Origin of the sequence: Escherichia marmotae, assembly GCF_002900365.1 — a bacterium.
Taxonomy (GTDB): domain Bacteria; phylum Pseudomonadota; class Gammaproteobacteria; order Enterobacterales; family Enterobacteriaceae; genus Escherichia; species Escherichia marmotae.
Genome location: NZ_CP025979.1, coordinates 3,920,642 through 3,942,538 on the forward strand (window position 1 = coordinate 3,920,642; position 21,897 = coordinate 3,942,538).

Annotated in this window: 16 protein-coding genes, 1 tRNA gene and 4 pseudogenes; 11 read left to right on the forward strand and 10 right to left on the reverse strand. The window is 52.1% G+C overall.

Annotation, left to right across the window (positions count from 1 at the left end; genetic code table 11):
* The first annotated feature begins 13 nt into the window (after positions 1 to 13).
* From agaC to C1192_RS20060, 3 genes and pseudogenes are all read left to right on the forward strand, one after another.
* Positions 14 to 824 (forward strand): annotated as a pseudogene (gene agaC, locus C1192_RS20050) (PTS galactosamine transporter subunit IIC).
* Positions 814 to 1,605 (forward strand): PTS galactosamine transporter subunit IID, encoded by a 792-nt coding sequence (gene agaD, locus C1192_RS20055; RefSeq protein ID WP_000534352.1) that lies wholly within the window; start codon positions 814 to 816, stop codon positions 1,603 to 1,605. Before agaC ends, agaD begins: the two are co-directional and overlap by 11 nt.
* A 228-nt stretch (positions 1,606 to 1,833) precedes the next feature.
* Positions 1,834 to 2,547: a galactosamine-6-phosphate isomerase gene (locus C1192_RS20060; RefSeq protein ID WP_001194135.1), complete on the forward strand. Its 714-nt coding sequence runs from the start codon at positions 1,834 to 1,836 to the stop codon at positions 2,545 to 2,547.
* A gap of 65 nt (positions 2,548 to 2,612) precedes the next feature.
* Here the strand turns inward: C1192_RS20060 and rsmI are convergent, their stop codons facing one another.
* Entirely contained in the window at positions 2,613 to 3,476 is an 864-nt protein-coding gene (rsmI, locus tag C1192_RS20065) for a 16S rRNA (cytidine(1402)-2'-O)-methyltransferase (protein ID WP_038354445.1), read from the reverse strand.
* 64 nt (positions 3,477 to 3,540) lie between these two features.
* On the opposite strand from rsmI, the gene lpoA reads away from it, so the two are divergent.
* From lpoA to diaA, 3 genes are read left to right on the forward strand one after another with little or no spacing between them, the layout of a single operon-like run.
* On the forward strand, positions 3,541 to 5,577 hold the full coding sequence (gene lpoA, locus C1192_RS20070; protein WP_016249240.1) for a penicillin-binding protein activator LpoA: 2,037 nt from the start codon (positions 3,541 to 3,543) through the stop codon (positions 5,575 to 5,577).
* On the forward strand, positions 5,535 to 5,930 hold the full coding sequence (locus C1192_RS20075; RefSeq protein ID WP_000246845.1) for a YraN family protein: 396 nt from the start codon (positions 5,535 to 5,537) through the stop codon (positions 5,928 to 5,930). The genes lpoA and C1192_RS20075 overlap by 43 nt, the downstream gene beginning before the upstream one ends.
* Positions 5,931 to 5,949: 19 nt before the next feature.
* Entirely contained in the window at positions 5,950 to 6,540 is a 591-nt protein-coding gene (diaA, locus tag C1192_RS20080) for a DnaA initiator-associating protein DiaA (protein ID WP_000893477.1), read from the forward strand.
* 22 nt (positions 6,541 to 6,562) lie between these two features.
* On the opposite strand, the gene C1192_RS20085 is transcribed toward diaA, so the two are convergent.
* Complete coding sequence (locus C1192_RS20085) at positions 6,563 to 7,531, reverse strand: IS110 family RNA-guided transposase (RefSeq protein ID WP_038354882.1); 969 nt, start codon at positions 7,529 to 7,531, stop codon at positions 6,563 to 6,565.
* A 185-nt stretch (positions 7,532 to 7,716) separates the two neighbouring features.
* Between C1192_RS20085 and dolP the strand changes: the two genes are divergently transcribed.
* A complete protein-coding gene (gene dolP / locus C1192_RS20090; protein ID WP_000646038.1) occupies positions 7,717 to 8,292 on the forward strand; it encodes a division/outer membrane stress-associated lipid-binding lipoprotein in 576 nt (191 codons plus the stop codon).
* 74 nt (positions 8,293 to 8,366) lie between these two features.
* Here dolP and C1192_RS20095 read toward each other — a convergent pair whose 3' ends face one another.
* The 3 genes and pseudogenes from C1192_RS20095 to C1192_RS20105 all read right to left on the reverse strand — a co-directional run.
* Positions 8,367 to 9,575, reverse strand: coding sequence for an IS256 family transposase (locus C1192_RS20095; protein WP_103194806.1), 1,209 nt, complete (start codon positions 9,573 to 9,575; stop codon positions 8,367 to 8,369).
* A 213-nt stretch (positions 9,576 to 9,788) separates the two neighbouring features.
* The gene (locus C1192_RS20100) at positions 9,789 to 11,291 is read right to left on the reverse strand and encodes a helicase HerA-like C-terminal domain-containing protein (RefSeq protein WP_001294846.1); all 1,503 of its coding nucleotides are present in this window, start codon (positions 11,289 to 11,291) and stop codon (positions 9,789 to 9,791) included.
* A gap of 157 nt (positions 11,292 to 11,448) precedes the next feature.
* A pseudogene (locus C1192_RS20105) lies at positions 11,449 to 11,676 on the reverse strand (alcohol dehydrogenase catalytic domain-containing protein); the annotation flags it as partial.
* 195 nt (positions 11,677 to 11,871) lie between these two features.
* On the opposite strand from C1192_RS20105, the gene C1192_RS20110 reads away from it, so the two are divergent.
* Positions 11,872 to 11,956, forward strand: a tRNA-Leu gene (locus tag C1192_RS20110).
* A gap of 38 nt (positions 11,957 to 11,994) precedes the next feature.
* Here the strand turns inward: C1192_RS20110 and C1192_RS20115 are convergent.
* The 4 genes and pseudogenes from C1192_RS20115 to ytgA form a co-directional block, all read right to left on the reverse strand.
* A pseudogene (locus tag C1192_RS20115) lies at positions 11,995 to 13,322 on the reverse strand (IS4 family transposase).
* Positions 13,323 to 13,437: 115 nt separating this feature from the next.
* Positions 13,438 to 14,520, reverse strand: coding sequence for an LPS export ABC transporter permease LptG (lptG, locus tag C1192_RS20120; protein ID WP_038354836.1), 1,083 nt, complete (start codon positions 14,518 to 14,520; stop codon positions 13,438 to 13,440).
* The gene (gene lptF / locus C1192_RS20125; protein ID WP_038354837.1) at positions 14,520 to 15,620 is read right to left on the reverse strand and encodes an LPS export ABC transporter permease LptF; all 1,101 of its coding nucleotides are present in this window, start codon (positions 15,618 to 15,620) and stop codon (positions 14,520 to 14,522) included. The genes lptG and lptF overlap by 1 nt, the downstream gene beginning before the upstream one ends.
* Positions 15,621 to 15,682: 62 nt before the next feature.
* Positions 15,683 to 15,733: a protein YtgA gene (gene ytgA, locus C1192_RS25515; RefSeq protein WP_211180521.1), complete on the reverse strand. Its 51-nt coding sequence runs from the start codon at positions 15,731 to 15,733 to the stop codon at positions 15,683 to 15,685.
* 153 nt (positions 15,734 to 15,886) lie between these two features.
* On the opposite strand from ytgA, the gene pepA reads away from it, so the two are divergent.
* The 3 genes from pepA (at position 15,887) to valS (ending at position 20,859) form a co-directional block, all read left to right on the forward strand.
* Positions 15,887 to 17,398, forward strand: a complete 1,512-nt coding sequence (pepA, locus tag C1192_RS20130) for a leucyl aminopeptidase (protein ID WP_000397162.1) — start codon at positions 15,887 to 15,889, stop codon at positions 17,396 to 17,398.
* A 162-nt stretch (positions 17,399 to 17,560) separates the two neighbouring features.
* Positions 17,561 to 18,004, forward strand: a complete 444-nt coding sequence (gene holC, locus C1192_RS20135; RefSeq protein WP_000786399.1) for a DNA polymerase III subunit chi — start codon at positions 17,561 to 17,563, stop codon at positions 18,002 to 18,004.
* A complete protein-coding gene (valS, locus tag C1192_RS20140) occupies positions 18,004 to 20,859 on the forward strand; it encodes a valine--tRNA ligase (protein ID WP_000416370.1) in 2,856 nt (951 codons plus the stop codon). Before holC ends, valS begins: the two co-directional genes overlap by 1 nt.
* A gap of 46 nt (positions 20,860 to 20,905) precedes the next feature.
* On the opposite strand, the pseudogene C1192_RS20145 reads toward valS, so the two are convergent.
* Positions 20,906 to 21,886: pseudogene (locus tag C1192_RS20145) on the reverse strand (DUF898 family protein); the annotation flags it as partial.
* Positions 21,887 to 21,897 lie beyond the last annotated feature (11 nt).

Below are 21,897 nucleotides of genomic sequence, written 5' to 3' on the forward strand. Positions count from 1 at the left end.
TGAGGTAATAAAAATGCATGAAATAACCCTAATTCAGGGGCTATCCCTGGCGGCATTAGTTTTCGTTCTGGGGATTGATTTTTGGCTGGAAGCCTTGTTTTTATTCCGTCCGATAATCGTTTGTACCCTTACTGGAGCAATACTCGGTGATATTCAGACCGGCTTAATTACCGGTGGTCTGACAGAACTGGCGTTCGCCGGATTAACCCCTGCCGGTGGTGTTCAACCGCCCAACCCTATCATGGCGGGTCTGATGACTACCGTCATTGCGTGGTCTACGGGGGTGGATGCCAAAACGGCAATTGGTCTTGGCCTGCCGTTTAGTTTGTTAATGCAGTACGTCATTCTGTTTTTCTATTCCGCTTTCTCATTATTTATGACCAAAGCGGATAAATGCGCGAAAGAGGCGGATACGGCCGCGTTTTCCCGACTTAACTGGATAACGATGCTGATTGTTGCCTCTTCATATGCAGTGATTGCGTTTCTTTGTACCTACCTGGCGCAAGGCGCGATGCAGGCGCTGGTAAAGGCGATGCCAGCCTAGTTGACTCATGGTTTTGAAGTGGCCGGCGGTATTTTACCTGCCGTTGGTTTTGGTCTGCTGCTGCGCGTGATGTTCAAAGCGCAATACATCCCTTACCTGATCGCCGGTTTCCTGTTTGTTTGCTACATCCAGGTCAGCAACCTGTTACCGGTCGCCGTACTGGGGGCAGGTTTTGCGGTGTATGAATTTTTCAATGCGAAATCCCGGCAGCAAGCGCAACCGCAGCCCGTTGCCCGTTGCCAGTAAAAATGAAGAAGAGGACTACAGCAATGGGATCTGAAATCAGTAAAAAAGATATCACCCGTCTGGGCTTTCGTTCATCGCTGCTGCAAGCGAGCTTTAACTACGAAAGGATGCAGGCGGGGGGATTTACCTGGGCGATGTTGCCGATCCTGAAAAAGATTTATAAGGACGACAAACCGGGCTTAAGCGCGGCGATGAAAGATAACCTCGAATTTATTAACACCCACCCGAATCTGGTCGGATTCCTGATGGGATTACTCATTTCGATGGAAGAGAAAGGGGAAAATCGCGACACCATTAAAGGCCTCAAAGTGGCGCTGTTTGGCCCAATCGCCGGGATTGGCGATGCGATTTTCTGGTTTACCTTATTGCCGATTATGGCGGGAATTTGCTCATCGTTTGCCAGCCAGGGAAACCTGTTGGGGCCGATTCTGTTTTTCGCCGTTTACCTGCTTATCTTTTTCCTGCGCGTTGGCTGGACTCACGTTGGTTATTCGGTCGGTGTGAAGGCGATTGATAAAGTGCGAGAGAACTCGCAGATGATCGCCCGTTCGGCAACTATCCTCGGGATCACGGTAATCGGCGGGCTGATCGCTTCGTATGTACATATTAACGTCGTGACGTCGTTTGCTATCGACAGTACTCACAGCGTCGCGCTGCAACAGGATTTCTTCGATAAAGTCTTCCCGAATATTTTGCCGATGGCTTACACCCTGTTGATGTATTACTTATTACGGGTGAAAAAAGCGCATCCGGTGCTGTTAATCGCCGTCACGTTCGTGCTTTCCATCGTTTGTTCCGCATTCGGTATTTTGTAAATGGAATGAGGCACTGCGCCTGACGGTGCCTCAGATTGTTGACAAAGTGCGCTTTGTTCATGCCGGATGCGGCGTGAACGCCTTGTCCGGCCTACAAAAGCACACAAATTCAATATATTGCAGAGATCACGTAGGCCTGATAAGCGTAGCGCATCAGGCAATTTAGCGTTTGTCATCGGTCTTCGCATCGCGCCTGACGGTGCCTCTCTACACAAGGAATTTCTCCTCATGCAAACCTTACAGCACTTCGATGACTACACTGCGCTCAGTGAACACGCCAGCGAACATTTGCTGACGTTAATCCGCAACACCCCCAATGCAGTCATCTGCCTCGCGACCGGCGCAACTCCCGTGCTTACCTACAGTTATCTGGTGGAAAAAATCCACCAGCAGCACGTTGATGCCAGCCAACTGACCTTCGTGAAGCTCGACGAATGGGTAGATCTGCCATTAACCGCGCCCGGCACCTGCGAAACCTTCCTTCAGCAACATATCGTGCAGCCGCTGGGGTTACGTGAAGACCAGCTCATCAGCTTTCGTTCCGAAGGGATAAACGAGACAGAGTGCGAGCGGGTAACGGATTTAATTGCACGCAAAGGTGGTCTCGATTTGTGCGTTCTCGGATTGGGGAAAAACGGTCATCTGGGACTGAACGAACCGGGAGAAAGCCTGCAACCGGCCTGCCATATCAGCCAACTTGATGTGAAAACCCAGCAACATGAGATGTTAAAAACCGCTGGTCACCCCGTGACCCGGGGGATCACCTTAGGCTTGAAGGATATTCTCAATGCCCGCGAAGTTTTGCTACTGGTGACTGGCGAAGGAAAGCAGGATGCGACAGAACGTTTTCTCACAGCCACAGTCTCCACCACTATCCCCGCTTCGTTTTTATGGCTACATAACCATTTCACATGTTTGATTGATGGGATGCGTCATCGTTAACATCCCCCTAAGCCAGGCAAAAGCAAGTGGCCCCTGGGTTCTCCAAACGGGGCCACGGAGATATATCACTCCCCTTGCTGCTCCAGCGCATACTTATACAGCGCGTTTTTCTTCACGCCGTGAATTTCTGCTGCCAGCGCCGCCGCTTTTTTCAGCGGCAGTTCTGCCTGCAACAGCGCCAGCGTGCGCAGCGCATCGGCGGGCAAATCATCCTCCTGTGCTTTATGCCCTTCGACAATCAGCACCATTTCACCTTTGCGGCGATTTTCATCTTCTTTTACCCACGCCAGCAGTTCGCCTACGGGCGCGCCGTGAATGTTTTCCCAGGTTTTGGTCAGTTCGCGAGCCAGCACTACGTAGCGCGATTCGCCCAGCACCGCGACAATATCTTCCAGGCTGTCTAACAGACGGTAGGTGGATTCATAAAAAATCAGCGTGCGCGGTTCCGTTTCAATGGCTTTTAGCGCATCACGGCGACCTTTTGATTTAGCAGGCAGGAAACCTTCATAACAAAAACGATCTGATGGCAAACCCGCGGCGCTTAATGCTGTAATGGCAGCACACGGCCCCGGTAGCGGCACCACGCGAATATCCGCTTCACGGCAGGTGCGCACCAGATGGTAGCCAGGGTCGTTAATCAGCGGCGTTCCGGCATCGGACACCAGCGCAATGTTTTGCCCCTCTTGCAGTTTCGCCAGCAGTGTTTCTGCTTTCTGTTGTTCGTTATGGTCGTGCAAGGCGAACAATCGGGCGTTAATCCCAAAATGTTGCAGCAGTAAACCGGTATGACGCGTATCCTCGGCGGCAATCAGATCAACGGCCTGCAATACCTCCAGCGCACGCTGGGTGATATCTGCCAGATTGCCGATTGGCGTCGGTACAATGTAGAGCTGACCTTGAGAATTATCCGCCGATTGGTGTTGTTTCATTGTGTCGTCCGTATTGCCGATTTAATATTGAGCATTGCGTAAAAAAAATATCACTGGATACATTATGGTACCCTCAACATTTTCTCGTTTGAAAGCCGCGCGTTGTCTGCCTGTTGTTCTGGCAGCCCTGATTTTCGCCGGTTGTGGCACCCATACCCCCGATCAGTCCACTGCCTATATGCAGGGCACGGCGCAGGCTGATTCTGCCTTTTATCTGCAGCAGATGCAGCAAAGCTCTGATGATACCAGGATCAACTGGCAATTACTCGCCATTCGTGCACTGGTGAAAGAAGGTAAAACCGGGCAAGCGGTAGAATTATTTAACCAACTGCCGCAGGAACTGAACGATACCCAGCGTCGCGAGAAAACTCTGCTGGCAGTAGAAATTAAACTGGCACAGAAAGATTTTACTGGCGCGCAAACCTTGCTGGTTAAAATTACTCCGGCAGATTTAGAGCCAAACCAGCAGGCACGTTACTGGCAGGCAAAAATCGATGCCAGCCAGGGGCGTCCTTCCATTGATTTATTGCGCGCTTTAATTGCTCAGGAACCGCTGCTCGGGGCGAAAGAAAAACAGCAAAATATTGATGCTACCTGGCAGGCGCTCTCCTCCATGACTCAGGAGCAGGCGAATACGCTGGTGATCAACGCCGACGAAAATATCCTGCAAGGCTGGCTGGATCTGCAACGCGTCTGGTTTGATAACCGCAACGATCCCGACATGATGAAGGCCGGCATTGCCGACTGGCAGAAACGTTACCCGAACAATCCGGGCGCGAAAATGCTGCCAACGCAGTTGGTAAACGTAAAAGCGTTTAAACCAGCGTCAACCAATAAAATCGCCCTGCTGTTGCCGTTGAATGGTCAGGCCGCGGTGTTTGGTCGCACTATTCAGCAAGGATTTGAAGCGGCGAAAAATATCGGTACTCAACCAGTAGCAGCGCAGGTAGCTGCCGCACCTGCCGCGGACGTCACAGAACAGCCCCAACCGCAAACCGTGGATGGCGTTGCCAGCCCGGCACAGGCCTCTGTTAGCGATCTGACGGGTGAAGAAACCGAGGCACAGCCGGTGCCTGTAAACACCCCAACTGCAACCACCGCAGCAGTAAGCGCACCAGCAAATCCGTCAGCAGAACTGAAAATCTACGATACTTCTTCACAACCGCTTAGCCAGATCCTCAACCAGGTACAGCAGGACGGCGCGAGTATTGTGGTCGGCCCGCTGCTGAAAAATAACGTTGAAGAGTTGCTGAAGAGCAACACCCCGCTGAACGTGCTGGCGCTTAACCAGCCGGAAAATATCGAAAACCGTGCCAACATCTGTTATTTCGCGCTGTCGCCGGAAGATGAAGCGCGCGATGCAGCACGTCATATTCGTGACCAGGGCAAACAAGCGCCGCTGGTGCTGATCCCGCGCAGTTCGCTGGGTGATCGCGTAGCAAATGCGTTTGCGCAAGAGTGGCAGAAACTGGGCGGCGGCACCGTTCTACAACAAAAATTCGGCTCTACCAGCGAATTACGCGCGGGTGTCAACGGCGGTTCAGGTATCGCTTTAACGGGGAGTCCGATTACCCCCAGAACGACAACCGATTCCGGCATGACCACAAACAACCCAACGCTGCAAACCACGCCAACCGATGACCAGTTCACCAATAATGGCGGTCGTGTCGATGCGGTATACATTGTGGCAACGCCAGGCGAAATCGCCTTCATCAAGCCGATGATTACCATGCGTAACGGCAGCCAGAGCGGCGCAACGCTGTACGCCAGCTCCCGCAGCGCACAAGGCTCCGCGGGTCCTGATTTCCGCCTGGAGATGGAAGGTTTACAGTACAGTGAAATCCCAATGCTGGCAGGGAGTAACCTGTCATTAATGCAGCAGGCACTCAGTGCTGTGAACAACGATTATTCGCTGGCGCGAATGTATGCAATGGGTGTCGATGCCTGGTCACTGGCGAATCATTTCTCGCAAATGCGCCAGGTTCAGGGGTTTGAAATCAACGGTAATACCGGAGGTCTGACGGCTAACCCGGATTGCGTGATTAACAGGAAGTTATCATGGCTACAGTACCAACAAGGTCAGGTAGTCCCCGCCAGTTAACCACTAAACAGACCGGCGATGCGTGGGAAAAACAAGCGCGTCGCTGGCTGGAAGGCAAAGGACTGCAGTTTGTCGCCGCCAACGTGAACGAGCGTGGCGGCGAGATCGATTTGATAATGCGTGAAGGCCAGACCACCGTTTTTGTCGAGGTGCGTTACCGCCGCTCTGCACTCTACGGCGGCGCAGCAGCCAGTGTGACCCGTAGCAAACAACACAAATTATTACAGACTGCCCGCTTGTGGCTCGCGCGCCATAATGGGAGTTTTGATACTGTGGATTGCCGGTTCGATGTGGTAGCCTTCACCGGGAATGATGTTGAGTGGATTAAGGATGCCTTTAATGACCACTCATAATTAAGGTTTAAGGATTAGCGTGCTAGAAAGAATAAAAGCTTGCTTCACTGAAAGCATTCAAACTCAAATTGCGGCGGCAGAGGCGCTTCCGGATGCCATCTCCCGTGCAGCCATGACGCTGGTTCAGTCTCTGCTTAATGGCAACAAAATCCTCTGTTGTGGTAATGGGACTTCCGCTGCCAACGCACAGCATTTTGCTGCCAGCATGATCAACCGTTTCGAAACGGAGCGGCCCAGCTTACCTGCCATTGCACTAAATACTGATAATGTTGTCTTAACGGCGATTGCCAATGATCGCTTGCATGATGAAGTATATGCAAAACAGGTACGGGCGCTGGGACATGCGGGAGATGTGCTGTTAGCCATTTCTACTCGCGGTAACAGCCGCGATATCGTTAAAGCTGTTGAAGCCGCCGTTACGCGTGATATGACTATTGTGGCATTAACCGGCTATGACGGCGGTGAACTTGCAGGGTTGTTAGGGCCGCAAGACGTGGAGATCCGTATTCCTTCGCATCGTAGTGCTCGCATTCAAGAAATGCACATGCTGACGGTAAATTGCCTGTGCGATCTGATCGATAACACGCTTTTCCCTCACCAGGATGATTAAGCAACTGTCTTGAACGTAAAAATCATGGAGCAACATGATGGTGCGATTCATTCCATTCTTCGTTCTTTCTGAGCATTGCGTTCAGGATAGTCAGCAACTTACGCATACAGGCAACCAGCGCCACTTTTTTGGCTTTTCCGGCTGCAAGCAGACGCATATAAAACGCCTTTATCACCGGATTAAACCGGGTTGCCACAAGAGCTGCCATGTACAGGGCTGCTCTTGCCCCCGCTCGACCGCCAAAAATGGTTCGTCGACCGCGCATGGTTCCCGAGTCCCGGTTTACCGGAGCAACACCTATAAGTGCACTGATTTCACGTCTCGAGAGGTTGCCCAGTTCTGGCACTTCTGCCAGCAATGCAGCAGCCGTCATGGTGCCAACACCTTTGATGCTGCTCAGACGTTCAGTAAGCTCTTTAAAATGACTCTGAATGTGCCTGTTCATATCTTCATCGATCCGGGCAAGTTCATTCTCCAGAGCCTGGATGATGATATTAATGCTTTTTCTGCTTTGCGGATGTGCAGGATGCAGACGGTTACGCTCAGCCACCAACATGGTAATCAACTGGCGTCTGCGTACCACCATTGCAGCAAGCACCTGACGTTCGCTATCCGGCAGAGCCCGAATAAAGCGTTCCCGTTCCGGATGGCGATTAATGACTTCAGCCATCTGAGCAAGCACTCTGGCGTCAATGCGGTCAGTCTTTGCCAGGTATCCCATTGCACGGGCAAAGTCTCTGGCCTGCCTTGGATTGACAACCGCAACATCAAAACCTTCGGCCTGAAGCGAGCAGGCCACAGCAGCCTCAAGCCCTCCGGTGGCTTCCATCAGAATCAACGCCACCGAATGCTTTCTGAGTTCAGCAACAATGGCATCAAAGCCATCAGCGTCGTTACCTGTAGTGAACTGGGCGAACTCACTGGTAGTAGCAATGTCCAGTGTCGCTTTGGAAACATCAATTCCCACACAGAGTGGATTTGGCAGACTCATTATTACCCATCCTTGCAAATGCGTTATGGAGTACGGACAACTGTTCGGGTTTCAGATGAGTGGCTCAGTGTATGCGCCAAACGCTTAATCACGGGCTATAAACCCCAGGAGACAACAGGCTGCATACACATTGCCAAATCTAATCGCTGTTATATTAACCAATTTTCAAGATACAAGGAGAATACATGAAGGCATTATCGCCAATCGCAGTCCTTATTTCCGCACTGCTGTTGCAAGGTTGTGTTGCTGCTGCCGTAGTGGGTACAGCCGCTGTGGGAACTAAAGCAGCGACCGATCCGCGCAGTGTCGGCACCCAGGTGGACGATGGCACCCTGGAAGTGCGCGTTAACAGCGCATTGTCGAAAGATGAACAAATTAAGAAAGAAGCGCGCATTAATGTAACGGCCTATCAGGGCAAAGTGCTGCTGGTTGGGCAGTCACCAAACACCGAACTTTCGGCTCGTGCAAAACAGATTGCGATGGGCGTAGACGGTGCCAACGAAGTGTATAACGAGATTCGTCAGGGCCAACCAATTGGTCTGGGCGAAGCGTCGAATGATACGTGGATCACCACTAAAGTTCGCTCGCAGTTGCTGGCAAGCGACCTGGTGAAATCGTCTAACGTGAAAGTAACCACCGAAAACGGCGAAGTGTTCCTGATGGGGCTGGTGACTGAGCGTGAGGCGAAAGCGGCGGCAGATATTGCCAGCCGGGTGAGTGGTGTGAAACGTGTGACCACGGCATTTACGTTTATTAAATAACAGCTCTTTGTAAAGCCTGATGCGACGCTGCCGCGTATCAGGAGCCTGTCCATCATTCTGTGTAAATGCCTTTCTCAGAAGTGACCGTCAAGGCGGTCACCGAATTCGATAATAAAGCGACTCATGGCTATCCGCCAGTCCTGAAGTGGCATCGTCCATTTCTGTGAGGCTGACTGGATAGCCAGCCTCACCACTTTTTTCACCGATTCATCTGTCGGGAACACTTTCCGTTTCTTTATCGCATGTCTGATGACGCTATTCAGCGATTCGATTGCGTTAGTGGTGTAGATAACCTTGCGGATCGCCTCCGGGTACACGAAGAAGGTGGCAATATTCGGCCAGTTTGCCCGCCAGCTGCGACTTATCTGCGGGTACCGTGCATCCCATTCCTTCCCGAACGCATCCAGCGCCTGCAACGCGCCTTCTTCCGTGGCTGCGCGGTAAACCTGTTTCAGGTCACGGGTTACCGCTTTATAGTCTTTCCACGCCACGAACCGCAGGCTGTTGCGTACCATGTGTACTATGCACAACTGGATCTGCGTCTCCGGGTAGACGGCATTAATCGCTTCCGGGAAGCCTTTCAGGCCGTCCACGCAGGCGATAAGGATATCGTTCAGGCCGCGATTTTTCAGTTCCGTCAGTACATTCAGCCAGAACTTTGCACCTTCATTTTCGGCCAGCCACATACCCAGCAGCTCTTTCTGACCATCAAGGTTAATACCCAGAGCCAGGAACACCGCTTTGTTGATAACCCGGCTGTCCTGCCGTACTTTCAGGACAATACAGTCAAGATAAACAATGGGATAAATCGCATCCAGAGGACGGTTTTGCCATTCAACAACCAGGTCGATTACGGCATCGGTGACTTTCGATATCAGCGCCGGAGAGACGTCTGCATCGTACATTTCTTTGAAGACTGAGGTAATTTCGCGGGTAGTCATCCCTCTGGCATACAGCGCCAGGATCTGGTTGTCCATGCCGGTAATGCGGGTCTGATTTTTCTTCACCAGTTGTGGTTCGAAGGAACCATCACGATCACGTGGAGTACGTAATTCCATCGGCCCGTCGGTAGTGGTGACGGTTTTCGTGGAATAGCCATTACGGGAGTTGGTTCCCGATTTGGGCTGATTTTTTTCATGTCCCAGATGGTGAGTCAGTTCAGCGTTGAGAGCAGCCTCAACACTGATTTTCTTGAGCAGGCGATCGAACTGACTGAGATCTTCAGGGGTTTTGAGATTTTTGGCCAGTTCGTTAGCCAGAGCCTGCAATTGTTTGTCGTCCATAATTTAACCTTCATTTGATGTTGAATTGAACATATCAAAATCAGGCAATTACACAAATCTATGTACAGGCTCACTGGCATTAGAGCATAAGCTCCCTTTATTATTGTCAGCAAAGTGTGTTTCGTTCATGCCTGAAAAATCAATATATTGCAGTGGCGTAGGCCTGATAAGACCCGCCAGCGCCGCATCAGGCGAAGATAAATCGCACCTGACTTACCTTCTTCTTCCCCCCAGCAAACTCCCCAGCACCCCGCGTATAATCTGGTTCGTCACCTGACGGGCGGCGCTTTTCGCCATAGTCTGTACCACGCCATCTTTCTTCCCGCCGCGCGGTCCGGTAGTGCCAAACAAAATATCCTTCAACCCACCCAGAATACCGTCATCTTCACTTATCTCTTTCCCTTTGGCAGGAGGGTTATTTTGCTGTTCGGTACTGGCCTGCACACCTTTTTGCAGCATCTCATAGGCGGATTCCCGGTCTACGTCATCTTCATACTTGCCATACACCGGAGAGTGATTAATCAGGCCGTTACGCTCATCTTCCGTTACCGGCCCCATCCGTGAACAAGGCGCGATCACCATCGCACGCTCTACCACAGAAGGACTTCCTTTCGCATCCAGAAAAGAGATCAACGCTTCGCCGGTTCCTAGTTCCTGAATCGCCTTTTCCGTATCAAATGCCGGATTGGGACGCATGGTTTGCGCCGCCGTCTTCACCGCTTTCTGGTCTTTCGGCGTGAAGGCGCGCAGAGCGTGCTGAACGCGATTTCCCAACTGCCCAAGCACGTTGTCAGGGATATCAGACGGGTTTTGCGAAACAAACCAGACGCCCACACCTTTCGAGCGGATAAGTCTTATTACCTGTTCAATCTTATCCAGCAACACCTGCGGTGCATCGTTGAACAGCAGATGCGCTTCGTCGAAGAAAAATACCAGTTTCGGTTTATCCAAATCGCCTGCTTCTGGCAGTTGCTCATACAACTCAGAAAGCATCCACAGCAGGCTGGCGGCGTACAGTTTTGGCATCTGGTAGAGCTTTTCGGCGCTAAGAATATTGATAACACCTTTACCGTTGGCATCGGTACGCATCCAGTCTTTGATATCCAGCATCGGCTCACCAAAGAAATGCGTCGCCCCTTGCTGTTCCAGCGTCAGTAATCCGCGCTGGATGGCGCCAACCGATGCGCTACTGATATTACCGTACTGATTCTGGAATGATTTGGCGTTATCACCGATATATTGGGTAATCGCCCGGAGATCTTTAAAGTCGAGTAACAATAGTCCCTGATCGTCGGCAATACGGAAGATGATATTCAGCACGCCGGATTGCACGTCGTTGAGATTTAACAGCCGTGCAAGCAACAGCGGTCCCAGATCCGAGACCGTTGCCCGTACTGGATGACCTTTCTCACCAAAAATATCCCACACAACTACTGGATTCGCATGTGGCTGCCAGTCGTTGACGCCGATATTTTTCAACCGAGCGAGCAGTTTTTCCGAGGTAGTACCTTCTGCCGCAACCCCGGTCAAATCACCTTTTACATCGGCCATAAATACCGGAACGCCGATTTCTGACAGAGATTCCGCCAGTTTTTGCAGCGTGACAGTTTTACCTGTCCCTGTTGCGCCAGTAATCAGTCCGTGACGGTTAGCCATAGCGGGTAGTAAAAACAGTTCTGTGTCCGGCGTGCGGGCAATTAAACGCGGTTCGCTCATGAGATTTCCTCCAGTTCCCTGCCTGGAGTATAGACACGGTTGAGCGCTTTTCACCACTAAATTCAGCCAATTGCGAGATATCTTAAAGGCCGGTAGAAGTGACCCGGCAGAGCGATCAGAGGTCGACACGCTGACTGATTTGCAAACCTTTATCTTACGCGGCGCTACCCAGCGCAACCACGCGACCAATCACTTCATGACAGGCAACCAGTGGGTACTGTGAGAATCCCCACTTGTTGTCGAGCATCGACAGGCCAGAATGGCAAATCCCGCAGTAATCCACCTGTACTTCGCCGTCTTGTGGCTTCAGTTCACCGGGATCGTACTCATAGAGCTCCAGTTCCCCGCCAGCCTCTTTTGCAGCATAGCTTTTTATCATCGACATGCTTTTGCCCTTCTCTGATATTTCCCGGGAAGTGTAGAGTATGGTCGGGCGGGAGGCCTGGAGTGTGACAAAGGTTACACATTACTGAGAATAGTGCTGAAATTTTCAGCACTTAGCAAGGTGGGTGCAAGCTGACGCTTGCATGGCGGCGCGTGACAGGTATAATCCACAACGTTTTCCGCATACCTCTTCAGTGCCGAAGTGGCGAAATCGGTAGACGCAGTTGATTCAAAATCAACCGTAGAAATACGTGCCGGTTCGAGTCCGGCCTTCGGCACCAAAAGTATATAAATAGACCTCAGCTGTAATGCCAGTCAGTTAAGCAACTGACTGGCTCTTTTTCGGGGCTGTGGGGGATTTCCAGGGCCTCTCCTTTACCACTCTCGGGAAGGCTCTTTCCCTTCTTGTCGGTAATTTCACAAGTTGTCCCATACTTGCAAGATCGCGCATCAGCTCCGGTATACGTCCCGGTGAAGCGCCCTGCAATGTCATCAGCATTCTCATCACCATTCCGCATGATTCTGAGAAACTCAGTTGATTCGGCCAGTAACCTTTCAGATGTTCTGCCATTTTAATCATCTGATATCTCACCAGATTATAAGCCAGTAAGACACCCCACAGCTCTTGCTCCACAAGCTCCGGCTTTTTACTTCTCAGCGTCAGCCTGCTCAGTTGCATCGTCTGTTTTATCTCCCTGTATCCCAGTTCGATTTCCCAGCGATGACTGTACAGATCCGCCATTTCTCCTCCGGGGAAGCGCATGGCGTCCGTCATCGACGTCAGCAGATGGCAGACTTTTCCTTTGCGCGTCACGGTCAGCAGGCGGGCTGTCACCTCATTTCCCAGCCCGGCCACTTTTTTCGTGCCTGCGGGCTGGTTTTCAGCTTCACCAGATGATCGCCTTTACCCAGTTTTCTGATCTCTTCATATTGCGCTCCCTTTCTGAGAGGGATCATCCAGTGGCGGGGTTCTCCCGCCAGGCTCCAGGCATTTAACAGTCCCAGTGAGTAATAACCTTTAGCCATTAACGTCAGGGTGTTATCGCCGGGTTGTTCTATAAGTTGCTCAGCAAGCTCATTTTCGCTGTTCTTCATCGTCCCGAAGGCTGCAGCCGTCAGCAGATGGCTGGTCAGTTCCATCTGGCAGACCATTTTGACCTGCGGGTAGAGCGCCGGGTTCCCGGCATGTGTCTGGCGGGGGAAGGCTGCATCGTTCTCTGGTGTATCCGGCGTGCGCCAGAACACACCATCGATGGCCAGCAGGGTCAGGCCGCACCAGTGCGGATGCGGCGTGGCGTTATGCCAGAGCTGCGCTGTTTTCGTGAACACGCGGCGGACAGCCTCACTTCCCAGGCGCTGGCGGGCCTCAATAACGGCACTGGGGGCAACGAAGGGGCGATTGCCCGGTAGGATGATGTCCAGGCGATTCACAATCTGGTGAAGAGGGTCTTTACGCTCAAGAGCCATGCCAACAATACACCAGACCAGCATTTCGAGGGGAAGACGGCGCTTGCGTAGCGTTACAGTACCTGATTCAACAAGGCAACGAGAGATGAGTTCGGGGTCGAGGTAATCCCCCAGAGAAGTCAGTGGGTTACGCAGAGAATCGTAACGGGATACCAGATCAAGGGCCTGTCCAATGAGCATAAAAAAATCCGGAAACGAGTGAGCGTTTCCGGATTCTTACACAGCCACTGGATCGGTCAACTGATCCTTAACTGATCGGCATTAGAGCTTATGCTCCCTTTATTCGTTCATCAAGTTACGATTTTCTCATTAACAGCCACAGGCTGATTAAGAAGAAGCTGGCGCTTGGCAACAGTGCGCCGATGATCGGCGGGATACCGTAAACCAGCGTCAGTGGGCCGAAGATCTGATCCAGCACGTAGAACACAAAGCCGAAGCTGATACCGGTGACCACGCGTACCCCCATCGGCACGCTGCGCAGTGGACCGAAGATGAACGACAGCGCCATCAACATCATCACCGCGACAGAAAGCGGCTGGAAGATTTTGCTCCACATATTGAGCTGATAACGTCCGGCGTCCTGGCCACTCGACTTCAGATACTTCACGTAGTTGTGTAAACCACTAATGGAGAGAGCATCCGGATCCAGCGCTACAACGCCCAGTTTGTCCGGCGTGAGGTTGGTTTTCCAGGTACCGCTCACAGTCTGCGAACCGGTTATCTGTTTGGGATTGGTCAGGTCAGATTCATCAACCTGCGAGAGACGCCAGACTTTATGTTCCGGGTCAAACTTCGCGGAAGCAGCATAGCGAACGGATTGCAGACGACGATTCTCGTTGAAGGCATAAATACTGATGCCACCTAACTCTTCATCGCCTTTTACTCGTTCGATATAGACAAAGTTTTCGCCATCTTTCGCCCATAAACCTTGCTGGGTAGAGAGCAACGAGCCGCCGTACATCGCCTGCGCACGGTAGTTACGCGCCATCTGTTCGCCCTGCGGCGCGACCCACTCGCCAATCGCCATGGTCAACAAGACCAGTGGAATGGCGGTTTTCATCACTGACAGCGCCACCTGCATACGGGTAAAACCAGAAGCCTGCATTACCACCAGTTCGCTGCGTTGTGCCAGCATCCCCAGTCCGAGCAACGCGCCCAGCAAGGCCGCCATCGGGAAGAAGATTTGCACATCTTTCGGCACGCTCAGCAGGGTATACATCCCCGCGCCTAACGCGTCGTAGCTCCCCTGCCCGGCTTTTTTCAACTGATCGACAAACTTGATAATGCCGGAAAGCGACACCAGCATGAACAGCGTCATCATGATGGTGGTGAAAATAGTTTTACCGATATAGCGGTCAAGTACACCAAAGGGTTGCATTATACCGCTCCTTTACGCGTAAAACTGGCGCGCAGACGGCGAACCGGCACCGTATCCCAAAGGTTGAGAACAATCGCCAAAGCCAGATAAATCAGGTTTACGGTCCACATCCACAGCGTCGGGTCCAACTTACCTTTACCGCCGTTCGATTTCAGCGAGGTCTGGATCAGGAAGAAAAGCAGATACAGCAACATGGCCGGTAGCATCGACAGGACACGCCCCTGATGCGGGTTAACCACGCTCAGAGGCACAACCATGAGCGCCATCATAAACACGGTGAATACCAAAGTGATACGCCAGTTCAGTTCCGCGCGGGCACGATCGGTGTCAGTGTTCCACAGTGTGCGCATGTCCATCTGGTCAGTATCGTTCGGGTCCAGCGCTACCGCCTGATGACCGATGATCGCCTGATAATCCTGGAAGTCCGTAATGCGGAAATCACGCAGCAGTGCAGTGCCTTCGAAGCGCGTTCCCTGATTGAGGGTCACAACCTGAGAGCCATCTCGCAACTGAGTTAAATGTCCGGAATCGGCCACCACCACGGAAGGACGCGCATTACCTTTTGGTCGAATTTGCGCGAGGAACACATCTTTGAAATCGCTACCGTCAACGCTTTCGATGAACAGCACCGAGCTGCCATTCGTCGCTTGCTGGAACTGACCTTGCGCCAGCGCCGCCATGCCGGGGTTAGCTTTCGCTTCCGCTAACACTTCATCCTGATGGCGCGATGACCACGGTCCTGCCCACATAACGTTAACCGCCGCGACAATCGCCGTGAATACCGCGAGAACCATCGCCGCTTTGACCAGAACCGCTTTGCTCAGGCCACAGGCATGCATTACCGTAATTTCACTTTCGGTATACAGTTTACCCAACGTCATCAGCAGCCCGAGGAACAGGCTTAATGGCAGGATAAGCTGCGCCATTTCCGGCACGCCCAACCCAAGAAGGGAGAGCACCAGGTTCGCCGGAATGTCGCCGTCAACCGCCGCGCCGAGGATCCTCACTAACTTTTGACAGAAGAAGATCAAAAGCAAGATGAAGAGTATCGCCAACTGGCTTTTGAGCGTCTCCCGAACCAGATATCTTATGATTATCACTTTAAATACGCCCGTAAAAACTCGTCTTTTGCAGGATTTTAGCTTGTTTCATGGCTTAAACGTCATTTATTCTCTTGAGTCGTCGAAATCGTCGCTAAGATAATTATACTCAACGGATTCGCCCCTCAGATTTTGTTCTGACGTGCCAATGCCGTAATAACGTTAAGATTAACACGAAGTCATCGCAACAGCGGACATGAGTTACGAAAGCTTGCAATTCTATCTGTAGCCACCGCCGTTGTCTTTAAGATTCAGGAGCGTAGTGCATGGAGTTTAGTGTAAAAAGCGGTAGCCCGGAGAAACAGCGGAGTGCCTGCATCGTCGTGGGCGTCTTCGAACCACGTCGCCTTTCTCCGATTGCAGAACAGCTCGATAAGATCAGTGATGGGTACATCAGCGCCCTGCTACGCCGGGGCGAACTGGAAGGAAAACCGGGGCAGACCCTGTTGCTGCACCATGTGCCAAATGTGCTCTCCGAGCGCATCCTCCTTATTGGTTGTGGCAAAGAACGTGAGCTGGATGAGCGCCAGTATAAGCAGGTTATTCAGAAAACCATTAATACACTGAATGATACTGGCTCAATGGAAGCGGTCTGCTTCCTGACTGAACTGCACGTCAAAGGCCGCAATAACTACTGGAAAGTGCGTCAGGCTGTCGAGACGGCAAAAGAGACGCTATACAGTTTTGATCAACTAAAAACGAATAAGACCGAGCCGCGTCGTCCGCTGCGTAAAATGGTGTTCAACGTACCGACTCGCCGTGAACTTACCAGTGGTGAGCGTGCGATCCAGCACGGTCTGGCGATTGCCGCAGGGATCAAAGCGGCGAAAGATCTCGGCAATATGCCGCCAAATATCTGTAACGCCGCCTACCTCGCCTCCCAAGCACGCCAGTTGGCTGACAGCTACAGCAAAAATGTCATCACCCGCGTTATCGGTGAACAGCAGATGAAAGAGCTGGGGATGCACTCCTATCTGGCGGTTGGTCAGGGTTCGCAGAACGAATCGCTGATGTCGGTGATTGAGTACAAAGGCAACGCGTCGGAAGATGCGCGCCCAATCGTGCTGGTCGGTAAAGGCTTAACCTTCGACTCCGGCGGTATCTCGATCAAGCCTTCCGAAGGCATGGATGAGATGAAGTACGATATGTGCGGCGCGGCGGCAGTTTACGGCGTGATGCGTATGGTCGCGGAGCTGCAACTGCCGATTAATGTTATCGGCGTGCTGGCAGGCTGCGAAAACATGCCTGGCGGTCGTGCCTATCGTCCGGGCGATGTGTTAACCACCATGTCCGGCCAAACCGTTGAAGTGCTGAATACCGACGCTGAAGGCCGTCTGGTGCTGTGCGATGTGTTAACTTATGTTGAGCGTTTTGAGCCAGAGGCGGTGATTGACGTGGCGACGTTGACGGGTGCTTGTGTGATCGCGCTGGGCCATCATATCACTGGCCTGATGGCGAACCACAACCCGCTGGCTCATGAGCTGATTGCCGCGTCTGAACAGTCTGGCGACCGCGCATGGCGTTTACCGCTGGGTGACGAGTACCAGGAACAGTTGGAGTCCAATTTTGCCGATATGGCGAACATTGGCGGGCGTCCTGGCGGGGCGATTACCGCAGGCTGTTTCCTGTCGCGCTTTACGCGTAAGTACAACTGGGCACACCTGGATATCGCGGGTACTGCGTGGCGTTCTGGTAAAGCAAAAGGCGCAACCGGCCGTCCGGTGGCGTTGCTGGCACAGTTCCTGTTGAACCGCGCCGGGTTTAACGGCGAAGAGTGATTGCATCAAGAATTATTGTTCTTGCCGGATGCGGCGTGAACGCCTTATCCGACCTACACACAGCACCGAACTTGTAGGCCTGATAAGACGCGACAGCGGCGCATCAGGCAATGCGGTGTATTACCTGATGCATATTTAAATCCACCACAAGAAGCCCCATATATGAAAAACGCAACGTTCTACCTTCTGGACAATGACACCACCGTTGATGGCTTAAGCGCCGTTGAGCAACTGGTGTGTGAAATTGCCGCAGAACGTTGGCGCAGCGGTAAGCGCGTGCTCATCGCCTGTGAAGATGAAAAACAGGCTTACCGGCTGGACGAAGCCCTGTGGGCACGTCCGGCAGAAAGTTTTGTTCCGCACAATTTAGCGGGAGAAGGACCGCGCGGCGGTGCGCCAGTGGAGATCGCCTGGCCGCAAAAACGTAGCAGCAGCCCGCGCGATATATTGATTAGTCTGCGAACAAGCTTTGCAGATTTTGCCACCGCTTTCACAGAAGTGGTAGACTTCGTCCCTTATGAAGATTCTCTGAAACAACTGGCGCGCGAACGCTATAAAGCCTACCGCGTGGCTGGTTTCAACCTGAATACGGCAACCTGGAAATAATGGAAAAGACATACAACCCACAAGATATCGAACAGCCGCTTTACGAGCACTGGGAAAAGCAGGGCTACTTTAAGCCTAATGGCGATGAAAGCCAGGAAAGTTTCTGCATCATGATCCCGCCGCCGAACGTCACCGGCAGTTTGCATATGGGTCACGCCTTCCAGCAAACCATCATGGATACCATGATCCGCTATCAGCGCATGCAGGGTAAAAATACCCTGTGGCAGGTCGGTACTGACCACGCCGGGATCGCTACCCAGATGGTCGTTGAGCGCAAGATTGCCGCAGAAGAAGGTAAAACCCGTCACGACTATGGCCGCGAAGCCTTCATCGATAAAATCTGGGAATGGAAAGCGGAATCCGGCGGCACCATTACTCGTCAGATGCGTCGTCTCGGCAACTCCGTCGACTGGGAGCGTGAGCGCTTCACTATGGATGAAGGGCTTTCCAATGCGGTGAAAGAAGTTTTCGTTCGTCTGTATAAAGAAGACCTGATTTACCGTGGCAAACGCCTGGTCAACTGGGACCCGAAACTGCGCACCGCTATCTCTGACCTGGAAGTGGAAAACCGCGAATCGAAAGGTTCGATGTGGCACATCCGCTATCCGCTGGCTGACGGCGCGAAAACCGCAGACGGTAAAGATTATCTGGTCGTCGCGACCACCCGCCCGGAAACTCTGCTGGGCGATACCGGCGTCGCTGTTAACCCGGAAGATCCGCGTTACAAAGATCTGATTGGCAAATATGTCATTCTTCCGCTGGTGAACCGTCGTATTCCTATCGTTGGCGACGAACACGCCGACATGGAAAAAGGCACTGGCTGCGTGAAGATCACTCCGGCGCACGACTTTAACGACTATGAAGTAGGTAAACGCCACGCTCTGCCGATGATCAACATCCTGACCTTTGACGGTGATATCCGTGAAAGCGCCCAGGTGTTCGATACCAAAGGTAACGAATCTGACGTTTATTCCAGCGAGATCCCGGCAGAATTCCAGAAACTGGAGCGTTTTGCTGCACGCAAAGCGATCGTTGCTGCCGTTGATGCCCTCGGCCTGCTGGAAGAGATTAAACCGCACGACCTGACTGTTCCTTACGGCGACCGTGGCGGCGTAGTTATCGAACCGATGCTGACCGACCAGTGGTATGTACGTGCCGATGTACTGGCGAAACCGGCAGTTGAAGCGGTTGAGAACGGCGACATTCAGTTCGTACCGAAGCAGTACGAAAACATGTACTTCTCCTGGATGCGTGATATTCAGGACTGGTGTATCTCTCGTCAACTGTGGTGGGGTCACCGCATTCCGGCATGGTACGACGAAGCGGGTAACGTTTATGTTGGCCGCAACGAAGATGAAGTGCGCAAGGAAAATAACCTTGCCGCCGACGTCGCTCTGCGTCAGGACGAAGACGTTCTCGATACCTGGTTCTCCTCTGCGCTGTGGACTTTCTCTACTCTTGGCTGGCCGGAAAACACCGACGCCCTGCGTCAGTTCCACCCGACCAGTGTGATGGTATCTGGCTTCGACATCATCTTCTTCTGGATTGCCCGCATGATCATGATGACCATGCATTTCATCAAAGATGAAAATGGCAAGCCGCAGGTGCCGTTCCACACCGTTTACATGACCGGTCTGATTCGTGATGACGAAGGCCAGAAGATGTCCAAATCCAAGGGTAACGTGATTGACCCGCTGGATATGGTCGACGGTATTTCGCTGCCAGAACTGCTGGAAAAACGTACCGGCAATATGATGCAGCCACAACTGGCGGATAAAATCCGTAAGCGCACCGAGAAGCAGTTCCCGAACGGTATTGAGCCGCACGGTACTGACGCCCTGCGCTTCACCCTGGCGGCGCTGGCTTCTACCGGTCGTGACATCAACTGGGATATGAAGCGTCTGGAAGGTTACCGTAACTTCTGTAACAAACTGTGGAACGCCAGCCGCTTTGTGCTGATGAACACTGAAGGTCAGGATTGCGGCTTTAACGGCGGCGAAATGACCCTGTCACTGGCAGACCGCTGGATCCTGGCGGAGTTCAACCAGACCATCAAAGCGTACCGCGAAGCGCTGGATAGCTTCCGCTTCGATATCGCCGCAGGCATTTTGTATGAGTTCACCTGGAACCAGTTCTGCGACTGGTATCTGGAGCTGACCAAGCCGGTAATGAACGGTGGAACTGAAGCCGAACTGCGTGGTACTCGCCATACGCTGGTGACCGTGCTGGAAGGTCTGCTGCGCCTCGCGCATCCGATCATTCCGTTCATCACCGAAACCATCTGGCAGCGTGTGAAAGTACTGTGCGGCATCACTGCCGACACCATCATGCTGCAACCGTTCCCGCAGTACGATGCGTCTCAGGTTGATGAGGCGGCGCTGGCTGACACCGAGTGGCTGAAACAGGCGATCATTGCGGTGCGTAACATCCGCGCGGAAATGAACATCGCACCGGGCAAACCGCTGGAGCTTCTGCTGCGTGGTTGCAGTGCGGATGCAGAGCGTCGCGTAAATGAAAACCGTGGCTTCCTGCAAACACTGGCGCGTCTGGAAAGCATCACTGTGCTGCCTGCCGATGACAAAGGTCCGGTTTCCGTTACTAAGATCGTCGACGGTGCTGAGCTGCTGATCCCGATGGCTGGCCTCATCAATAAAGAAGATGAGCTGGCGCGTCTGGCAAAAGAAGTGGCGAAGATCGAAGGCGAAATCAGCCGCATCGAGAACAAGCTGGCGAACGAAGGCTTTGTATCCCGCGCACCGGAAGCGGTTATCGCGAAAGAGCGTGAGAAGCTGGAAGGTTATGCGGAAGCGAAAGCGAAACTGATTGAACAGCAGGCGGTTATCGCCGCGCTGTAATACCCACCGTGAAAACGAAGGCCGGAGCATGCTCCGGCCTTTTTATTTAGATAAACGGAACATACGGCATAATACCGCGAGATATCCACATTAACGGCCCGCTATCCTGCGGTTTGTCATCATTGGTTAATTCCAGCGAATCAAGGTCACCCTGAACATGGGTATTATTGGCAATCCAGCCAACCATCCACATTTTCAGCCAGGGATAAGCCAGTCCACAGGTGATTGAAGCCCCCATTAATATCGCAAACATGCGCAGAAGCATACCGAAGGTGGTAACAGACGAATGGAAATGAATTGTTCCATTTGCCAGTGTCAGATTATTCAGAAACAGACCGCGTAACGTGGCATAGAGATAACTGGCAAAAACAAGAATCGCCACAAAATACAGGAAATAGGAAGCCATAATCTGCGGGTAATATTGCAATATAAGATCACTACCCGCACCAGCCCGCCCTAACATAGTCATCATCATTAATTGCTGAAATACTGGCGCAATCATAATACCAATGACAATGATGAAAGGAACCATGGTTAATATTGCGAGCATACATCCTTTAATGCATTCTTTTACGTTTACCTTAATAGAGAACTGATGAGTGCCAAAGGTCGCGTTATTACCCAGCAACGGCATCCATTTGCTATAGGTAATACCGTGGACAACACCCAATCCGACGGCTGAAAGTAAACTTAACACCACTAAATTAAAGACTAATCCTCCTATTGATGTCATAACTTGCGCAATAAGGTATAGCGCTAACCAAAAAGCTAACGCCAACAGAACAGGCAGACCTAACATCACCCACCATGCACGGAGCATGGAGCAGTTAAAGCCAAAGCGAATACCATTCAGTGAGGTCATGTTCGCCTGATATTGCAGACTCTTCACTGCCATGCAAGGAATACCGCAGATCAAGAGGGCAAACAGGAAAAAACCAAGCACAAAGTGTTGGCCTGAAAAACAAAAAATACTGAAAAAATAAACGATCATAATAAGTAACATGCTAACAAAAATGGCACCACCTGTTCTAATGCCGA

Bases quoted from the DNA above. Each gene is read 5' to 3' on its own strand.
- agaD (WP_000534352.1), top strand. From the start codon at position 814: ATGGGATCTGAAATCAGTAAAAAAGATATCACCCGTCTGGGCTTTCGT.
- C1192_RS20060 (WP_001194135.1), top strand. From the start codon at position 1,834: ATGCAAACCTTACAGCACTTCGATGACTACACTGCGCTCAGTGAACAC.
- rsmI (WP_038354445.1), bottom strand. From the start codon at position 3,476: ATGAAACAACACCAATCGGCGGATAATTCTCAAGGTCAGCTCTACATT.
- lpoA (WP_016249240.1), top strand. From the start codon at position 3,541: ATGGTACCCTCAACATTTTCTCGTTTGAAAGCCGCGCGTTGTCTGCCT.
- C1192_RS20075 (WP_000246845.1), top strand. From the start codon at position 5,535: ATGGCTACAGTACCAACAAGGTCAGGTAGTCCCCGCCAGTTAACCACT.
- C1192_RS20085 (WP_038354882.1), bottom strand. From the start codon at position 7,531: ATGAGTCTGCCAAATCCACTCTGTGTGGGAATTGATGTTTCCAAAGCG.
- dolP (WP_000646038.1), top strand. From the start codon at position 7,717: ATGAAGGCATTATCGCCAATCGCAGTCCTTATTTCCGCACTGCTGTTG.
- C1192_RS20095 (WP_103194806.1), bottom strand. From the start codon at position 9,575: ATGGACGACAAACAATTGCAGGCTCTGGCTAACGAACTGGCCAAAAAT.
- C1192_RS20100 (WP_001294846.1), bottom strand. From the start codon at position 11,291: ATGAGCGAACCGCGTTTAATTGCCCGCACGCCGGACACAGAACTGTTT.
- lptG (WP_038354836.1), bottom strand. From the start codon at position 14,520: ATGCAACCCTTTGGTGTACTTGACCGCTATATCGGTAAAACTATTTTC.
- pepA (WP_000397162.1), top strand. From the start codon at position 15,887: ATGGAGTTTAGTGTAAAAAGCGGTAGCCCGGAGAAACAGCGGAGTGCC.
- holC (WP_000786399.1), top strand. From the start codon at position 17,561: ATGAAAAACGCAACGTTCTACCTTCTGGACAATGACACCACCGTTGAT.
- valS (WP_000416370.1), top strand. From the start codon at position 18,004: ATGGAAAAGACATACAACCCACAAGATATCGAACAGCCGCTTTACGAG.